Raw genomic sequence first — 7,619 nt, 5'->3', positions numbered from 1 at the left:
GGATCCACGACGGGAAAACGGGGGCGGGGGGCTGGGCCCGCCGCCCCGGTTTGTGCTATACTCTAGGGGAACCCACAGGAAAGGAAGCGGTGCGCTTTGCAACTGGAGACCGGGCGGCTTTTGCTGCTGCCGCTGCGCGCGGAGCAGCTGGAGCAGTGGACGGAGGACGTGCCCGCCCTTGAACGGGCGCTCGGGTGCGTCTACGAGGGGGAGCCGATGACGGAGGAGCCCCTCCGGGGGATCGTGCGCGGGCAGCTGGAGGCCGTCCGGCGGGACGGGTGCAACTGGCTGTGGCACACCTTCTGGCTGGTGGTGCGCCGGGAAGATCGGGTGGTGGTCGGCTCGGCGGACTTCAAGGCGCCGCCCGACGGGACCGGCACGGTCGAACTCGGCTACGGGCTGGGGGAGGCCCACCGGGGCCGCGGTTATATGACCGAGGCGGCGGAGGCGCTCTGCGGCTGGGCGCTCTCCCGGCCGGGGGTAAACCGGGTGACCGCCGAGACGGAGCCGGACAACGCCGCCTCCCAGCGGGTGCTTGGACGGTGCGGGTTTTCCCGCTTCCGGGAGCTGCCCGGCTCCGTCTGGTGGGAGCTTCCCGGCGGCGGGGGTGCGCGCGGATGAAATGGCTTTCCCACCTGCGCACAATCAACCACCACAAGCTCCTGGTGATGAAGCACTGCTTCCGGGTGGGGCTCTACCGGCAGGGGCTGCTGCACGACCTCTCCAAATATTCGCCGGTGGAGTTTTCCGCCGGGGCAAAATACTACCAGGGGGACCGCAGCCCCAACGAGATCGAGCGGAAGGAGCGCGGCTACAGCGCGGCATGGCTGCACCACAAGGGCCGCAACAAGCACCACCTCGAATACTGGATCGATTACGATCCCGGCCCGGGCCACCGGATGACGGGCATGGAGATGCCGGTCAACTATGTGGCGGAGATGTTCTGCGACCGGGTCGCGGCCAGCAAGACCTACCGGGGCAAGGCGTACCGGGACAGCGACCCGCTGGACTACTACCTGGCCAGCCGGGACCACTACCTGATCCACCCCAACACCCGCGCGCTGCTCGAACGCCTGCTCGGGATGCTCGCGGAGGAGGGGGAGGACCGCACCTTCGCCTACATCCGCCGGGAGGTCCTGGGGCGCCGGTAGCGGGCGCGCACACGATTGGAAGGGGCAGACCGCCCCATGGAAGAGAAGGAGGCAAGGCTATGGAACTGATGGAAGCGATCCGGGCCCGCAGGAGTTACCGGGGGCCATTCGCGCCCACGCCCATCCCGCGGGAGGATCTGCGGGAGCTGCTGGAGGCGGGGGTGCTCGCCCCGTCGGGATGCAACCTGCAGACGACGCGCCTGATCGGCGTCGACGACCCCGCGCTGGTGAAAAAGCTCGCGGAGATCTACGGGAAAAGCTGGGCGCTGACCGCGCCCGCCGCGATCCTGCTCGTCACCAGGGAGACCCCCTCGCCGAGCGGGGTGTCCTACCACGTGCACGACTATTCGGCGGCGGCGGAAAACATCCTGCTGGCGATCGCCGCGAAGGGCTACGCCTCGGTGTGGATCGAGGGGCAAATCCGCGGCGGCCCCGACCGCGAGATGGGCCGCCTGCTCGGCGTGCCGGACGACATGACCGTCGCGGTCTACCTGCCGGTCGGGATTCCCGCCGGGGAGACCCCCGCCGCGAAAAAGCAGCCCTTTGGGGAGCGCGCGTGGTTCAACGGCTACGGGAAATAGGCGGAGCTTCCAAAAGATCGGGTTCCGTGCGGCAGCGCCGCACGGAACCCGCTTTCGTTCACGAAAAATTCATATTTCCGGCCCACCAGCAAACAGAGGGTTGAACTCCAAATGATAAAATAACGCCAAGGAAAATATTTCCGCGGCGGAGACAAAAACGCCGCCCTTACAGGCGGCGTTTTTGTTGGAGAGTCTTTGCTGTTAAAACTGATTTTCCGAGAACCCCAAGGTACGGGGCGCTCGGGAGGAGACCCATAAAGGACAGGCTGGCACTCCGTCCCATTACAGGTTGCTTTTATTATACAGGCGCTCTGTGCAGCTTATGTAATGGATTGATGGAGATTCGACCGGGAATTTTTGTTTTTTTCGTGGAGGGAGGCCCATATGATACCGACGATATTACTGGTCATGGACGAGGGGAACCCGCGCTATACCGAGACCCTCCGGCAGTACCGGGTCCGCCTGACCCAGCGCATCTTCGACGAGGGCTGGCAGGTGGCGACGGCCGTCGGCGTGGCGCAGGCGCTGGCCCAGCTGGAGGCCCAGAAGATCAGCCTGCTGGTCTTCGACACCACCGGCTACCGGGGGGACCGGGTCGCGCAGCTCAAGCTGCTGCGGGCGTCCACCGACCTGCCCGTGCTCGTGGTGGTCGAGGGGGGCGACGAGCACGCCGAGCTGGAAATGCTCGAGAACGGCGCGGACGACTGCCTGCACCGCCCCGCGAGCGATCCGCTCATCATCGCGCACGTCAAGGCGCTGCTCAAGCGGGTGCACGCGCTTCCGCCCAAGGAGCTGCGCTTCGACGGACTGCGCCTGAGCCTCGCGGAACACGTCGTCGAGCTCGACGGAAAGACGGTGGCCCTTTCGCCGCGGGAATTCGACCTGCTCTACTATCTGGCGCGCAACCCCAACCTGGCGCTCTCCCGCATGCAGATATTAAACCGCGCTTGGGATTCCGGCTACGCGGGGGACGAGCGCACGGTGGACAGCCACATCAAATCGCTGCGCGCCAAGCTCGGATGGTTCGGCAAGCATATCATCACGGTGCGCGGCGTGGGCTACAAGTTCCTCTGGAGCGCCGCGCAGGAGCGCCCCGCGTAAAGATTCGGCACGGCAAAACAAAAACCCCGCGGCTGTGGAGGCAGCCGCGGGGTTTTCAGTTTGCTTTGGCGTGAAGAACCTGAGAGATCAGATTATTTCACTTTGCGGAACGCAACAGCGCCAGCAGCAGCCAGGGAAACAACGGCGGCTACGAGAGCCACGTTGACCATGTCGCTGGAACCGGTGTTCGGGATGTCCTTGCCATTGTTGGTCGGGGTCTCAACATCGGCGGGCTCGGAGGTCTCCGGCTCGTCAACGGCCACATCGAGCTCGGTGTCGGAGACGATGTAGGTGCCCAGCTGACGGGTGCGGATGGACCAGCCCGGAATCTCCTCGTCGTCCTCGGAGTAGGAGAACTTGGAGGTGACGTCGACCAGATAGCCGTCGGCATCCACTTCATAGATGAAGCAGTTTTCCGGATCGGGGGTGTAGTCGTCGTCATCATCCCACGGAATGCCGAGGGTCAGGGTCGCCTTGGAGGTCGCGGGAACGGTCGGATGGCCAACAAAGTCATAGAACCACAGGTCGGCGTCGGCGGGATCGCCGTACTCGGCATAGATGTCGCTCATGTTCGAGGTGGACAGACGCGCATAGAACTTGCGCGCGTCGTCGTCGGAATCGAACTTGAGGGCCGCGCGGTCGTCGCCCCAGACCAGGGTGTTGGTTTCGTTCTTATCGGGATCCATGTAGACGCGGTCGCCAACGTCCGGGTTATCGTCGTTGCCAACAGCCTCATTGGTGACCCACAGTTTGTAGTCCCAAACCAGCTTGCTATCCTTTTCATAGGTGTTCTTAGTTTTGTCTTTGACATCTTTGTCATCAGCAGCAGTCTTTTTCGCTTTGAACTCGATGGTGCCATCGGTCTTGTGCTCATCGGTATCGGTGATGTCCGCCAGCACAAATTTGATGTAAGCGTTGCGATAAAATCCATCGAAGCCCTTATCGGTCACCAAGGTGATGCTCTTAACAAGCTTCCCGTTGGTATCCTTGTCAGGGGAGAACTTAAAGAAGTCTTTGTCAACCAAGTACTTGATTTGGACCTGTTTGCCATCATCAAGCGTGATGGTGTCCTCTTCATTGCCGCCGACCGGGACATAAAAAGTCGTATCAGGGGCAATCGCATCACTGACGATCTTACCACCACCGATGGTGACAACATTGTCATACTTTTCACCGTCATCGTTAAGCGCAGTCGTCGGATAAACTTTGCTATCAGCGAATGCAACCGCCGAAAGGCTCAACACGGTCGCAAGCGCCAGCACCAATGCAAGAATCTTTTTCATTGGTAAATTTCCTCCTTAGAATAGTTTTGATCAGTTTTCTCTCTATCGCCAAAGGGCGTCCTCCAACGCTCTTAAAGCCTTCAAATGGAGGAACGAACGGGTGTGGAGAGTCACCCGTTCGTTCAATTGGCTAGGTTCTAAAAATTAGGCCCAGATGCCGGTGTCCGGAATCGCTTTGCCGTCCTCGGCAGGAGCCTCGACATCACCGGCGTCGGTGGCGTAGGCTTTCTCAGCGATGATGTAGACGCCAAGCTCACGGGTCTTGGTCTGGAAGACATAGTCGCCATCGTCAGTCTCAATAGCCTTGAAGGAAGCGGTAACATCGTTGATGGAACCGTCATCACCGACCATGTAGATCACGACGTTCTCCGGCTCAACCCTCAGATCGTCCTCGTCGGAATCATAGTACGGGTTGTAGAGCTCGAGGGTCGCACGGCTGGTGGAAGCAATTTTGGTGTTGCCGCCGTTAGCGCCGGTGAAGTTGAAGATGAACGCGTCCTGGTCAGCGAAATACTCCGCATAGTCCGCATCTTCCCACTTGGTGGAGAGCTTCGGATAGAAGTACTTGCCGTCGTCGTCGCCAACAAATTTCAGGGTCGCGATGGTGTTGTTCTCATCTTCCCAGTTGATCTCGTTGTCTTCGTTCTTGGTGGGCTTCAGGACCACGCCGTCATCGCCGGCCATGTAATCCTGATCCGCGCCTTCTCCAACGTTGCCGATCCAGAACTTGAGCTCGACAGTGATCTTGTCGCCGGCCTGGAACTTATCAGCGCCGGAAGGAACGTCTTTATCCTTCGCGGTGAAGGTGACGGACGGAGAAACCTTGTACTCGGAATCAGTCGTGTTGTCGTTCAGTTCGACTTTGATGACGGTGTTACGCGGATCACCAAGAATGGACTTCTCAGCAATGGAGATCTTCTTGATCATCTTCGGATTGTCGTCGCCCTTGTCAAACTTCACTTTGAAGTTGTCCTTGTCCTCGAGGCCATTGCTGACCTTGACATAGACGGTCGAGCCGGGCTTTACGAGATCGGTAACCTCGTTCGCGGTATCGTAGTCAGCGACAATCGGAACGGTCGTAGTGGTCTCGGTATCAGTCGCCTTGATATAAGTGGTAACGGTCGCCTTCGGCTTCGCATCATTGGAAGCAGCGAAAGAAACCACACCGAGGGAAAGCACGATCGCAGCAGCCAGAACGACCGCCAGTAACTTTTTCATCGGTAAATCTCCTCCTAAATTCGTGATCTTTTGATTTTGTTTTTTCAGGGTCGCCTCTCCAGCCTTACCTGACAGTCAAATTATAGCCTGTGCCGTGAGAAGGAATCAATTGGCTTTGTAACCGTTTTGTAACTATTTTTGTAAATTGCACCAAACGGGCCTAAAATTTTGGCGTTTGGTACAGAAAATAACAATAAATATGCACAAACGGTGATGGAATTATGGAGATTGTGTGATAAATTTGTATCAACTTTGTGGAGAAAATTCCTCACAGCGTCACGGTGAAGGCGGTGCCCTCCGTTTCGCCGCTTTCCACGGTGATCTCGCCCCCGTGCAGCGCCACGATGCGGCGTGCCAGCGCCAGCCCGACCCCGTGTCCGGACTCCCCGCCGCCGTTGCCCGCGCGGTAAAAGGGCTCGAAAACGCGGGGCAGGTCGGCGGGCAGAATGGGCGCGCCCCCGTTCCGGATGACGAACCGGACGCGGCCCTCCCGCTCGCACAGCGACGCTTCGATCGTCCCGCCTGCGGGGGAATACTTGACCGCGTTGTCCACGAGGTTGCCCCACACGTGCGCGAGCAGCGGACCGTAGCCCCGCGCCTTCGCGTCTCCGAGCGAAAGGGCGAGCGTAAGCTCCTTTTCCCGCCAGAGGGGCTCGCGCGCGGTGAACGCACGGCGCACCTGCTCGGCGATGTCGACCGTCTCCGGGGGCTGCTCCGGGCGCCCGGCGTCCAGGCGGGAGAGCAGCAGCAGACTGTCGGCCAGCCCTGCCATCTCCTCGACCTCGCTGCGGATAATCTGGGCGAACTCCCGGTTCTGCTCGGGGTGGAGGTTTTTTTCGAGCAGCTGGGCGTAGCCGCCGATCGTCGCCAGCGGCGCCTTGAGCTCGTGGAAGAACACCGGCAGCACGTCCCATTCGCGGGAGGCGTCCTCCTCCAGCCTGCGGGCGACCTCGTTGAAATCGCGGGTCAGCTCGCGGAGCTGCGCGCCCGCGGGGAAGCCGGGGACCCGCGCCCGCGCGGACAGGTCGCCCTCCAGGACGCGGCGGACCGCCTCGCCCAGGCGGACGAGCGGGCGGCAGACGCCCGCCAAAAAAACCGCCAGCAGGACGCATCCGGAGAGCAGGGCGCCCGCCAGGAAGGTCCAGGCCGGGTGGCAGTCCTCCCCGTGCCCGGCCAGAAGGCCGGCGATCGCACCAAAGAAGGCCATCAGCGCCCCGGGGAGCAGCAGGGTCTTCCAACCGACGCGCTTCATCTCACCGCCGCCTTTATGACGCCTTTGTATCCCAGCCCCCGGATGGTGGAGATTTCAAAATCCTCCCGTCCGGCGAACCGGCTGCGCAGCCGGTTGATGTGGACGTCCACCGTGCGGGGGCTGGTGTTGGTATCCGTTCCCCACAGCTCGTCCATCAGCTCCTGCCGCGTGAAGATGCGGCCGGGGTAGGAGAGCAGCAGGAAGAGCAGGTAAAATTCCTTCTGCGGCAGGGTGAGGGTCCCGCCGGGGGCGCGCACCTCGAGGCTGGAATAGTCGAGGATGGTGTCCCCGATGCGCAGCTGGCGCGCGTTGCTGATGTTGTAGCGCCGCAGGATCGCGCGGATGCGCAGGACAAGCTCCTCGAGGTCGACCGGCTTGACCATATAGTCGTCCGCCCCGCACTCAAAGAGGCGCTTTTTGTCCTCGAAGGCGGACTTGGAGGTCATCATGAGCACCGGCGTGGCGATGTAGTGCTCGCGCAGGGCGCGCAGGAGGCCCTGCCCGTCGAGATTGGGCATGAGGATGTCGGCCACGATGAGGTCGACCCGCTTCTGGCCGATGATCGAAAGCGCCTCGAACCCGTCCCGCGCGACGAGGGTGTCGAACCCCTCGCTGCGCAGGTAGATGTCTTCGAGCCTGCATATTTTCCGGTCGTCGTCAACTATCAAAATTGTTGCCATCCGCGCACCCTCCCAGAAATCCAATATAGCAGAAAAAGTGCGATTGTAAAGGACATGGAAGGGATTGGAAAGAAATATTACAGAACGTTCTTCTTATGTTAAATTATTCCTTTCGTGCGTTTACATTGAGTTGACATTTGATGCGAATAAGCGGGTTTCCGTTTACAATATGCAGGATTTTAGTCAACAAAAACCGGCCGCCGGACAGAGCGCCCGACGGCCGAAAAAAACAAGGAAGCCGCCGCCGGCGGGACGTTTCCCACTGGCCGGCGGGCTTCCGGATACGCCGAGGGCCGGGGGCCCCCGGGGGCGGGGGGCCCCCCCCGGGCCCCGCGCCCAGGTGCAGGAGATTT

8 protein-coding genes are annotated in these 7,619 nt (G+C 61.0%); 4 read left to right on the top strand and 4 right to left on the bottom strand.

All coding sequences use genetic code 11. The features are described 5' to 3' along the window. The first annotated feature begins 96 nt into the window (after positions 1 to 96). The 4 genes from RCI06_RS11245 to RCI06_RS11230 all read left to right on the top strand — a co-directional run bounded on the left by RCI06_RS11245 (position 97) and on the right by RCI06_RS11230 (position 2,833). Positions 97 to 621, top strand: coding sequence for a GNAT family N-acetyltransferase (locus tag RCI06_RS11245; RefSeq protein WP_276872390.1), 525 nt, complete (start codon positions 97 to 99; stop codon positions 619 to 621). Next, positions 618 to 1,151: a DUF5662 family protein gene (locus tag RCI06_RS11240; protein WP_306576143.1), complete on the top strand. Its 534-nt coding sequence runs from the start codon at positions 618 to 620 to the stop codon at positions 1,149 to 1,151. The genes RCI06_RS11245 and RCI06_RS11240 overlap by 4 nt, the downstream gene beginning before the upstream one ends. Before the next feature lie 59 nt (positions 1,152 to 1,210). Then, positions 1,211 to 1,732, top strand: coding sequence for a nitroreductase family protein (locus RCI06_RS11235; RefSeq protein WP_288234868.1), 522 nt, complete (start codon positions 1,211 to 1,213; stop codon positions 1,730 to 1,732). 384 nt (positions 1,733 to 2,116) lie between these two features. After that, complete coding sequence (locus tag RCI06_RS11230; protein WP_101548144.1) at positions 2,117 to 2,833, top strand: response regulator transcription factor; 717 nt, start codon at positions 2,117 to 2,119, stop codon at positions 2,831 to 2,833. Positions 2,834 to 2,925: 92 nt separating this feature from the next. Here the strand turns inward: RCI06_RS11230 and RCI06_RS11225 are convergent, their stop codons facing one another. From RCI06_RS11225 to RCI06_RS11210, 4 genes are all read right to left on the bottom strand, one after another. Next, positions 2,926 to 4,116, bottom strand: a complete 1,191-nt coding sequence (locus RCI06_RS11225; RefSeq protein ID WP_288284006.1) for an LPXTG cell wall anchor domain-containing protein — start codon at positions 4,114 to 4,116, stop codon at positions 2,926 to 2,928. A gap of 144 nt (positions 4,117 to 4,260) precedes the next feature. Beyond that, positions 4,261 to 5,334: an acid shock protein gene (locus RCI06_RS11220; protein ID WP_276872385.1), complete on the bottom strand. Its 1,074-nt coding sequence runs from the start codon at positions 5,332 to 5,334 to the stop codon at positions 4,261 to 4,263. Between the two features lie 268 nt (positions 5,335 to 5,602). Beyond that, positions 5,603 to 6,586, bottom strand: a complete 984-nt coding sequence (locus RCI06_RS11215) for a HAMP domain-containing sensor histidine kinase (protein WP_276872383.1) — start codon at positions 6,584 to 6,586, stop codon at positions 5,603 to 5,605. After that, on the bottom strand, positions 6,583 to 7,266 hold the full coding sequence (locus RCI06_RS11210; RefSeq protein ID WP_101548152.1) for a response regulator transcription factor: 684 nt from the start codon (positions 7,264 to 7,266) through the stop codon (positions 6,583 to 6,585). The genes RCI06_RS11215 and RCI06_RS11210 overlap by 4 nt, the downstream gene beginning before the upstream one ends. Between the last annotated feature and the right edge of the window lie 353 nt (positions 7,267 to 7,619).

Source organism: Anaerotruncus massiliensis (ex Togo et al. 2026) (genome assembly GCF_030825285.1).
GTDB classification, from domain to species: Bacteria; Bacillota; Clostridia; order Oscillospirales; family Ruminococcaceae; genus Anaerotruncus; species Anaerotruncus massiliensis.
This window is presented reverse-complemented; position numbering and strand designations above follow the sequence as displayed.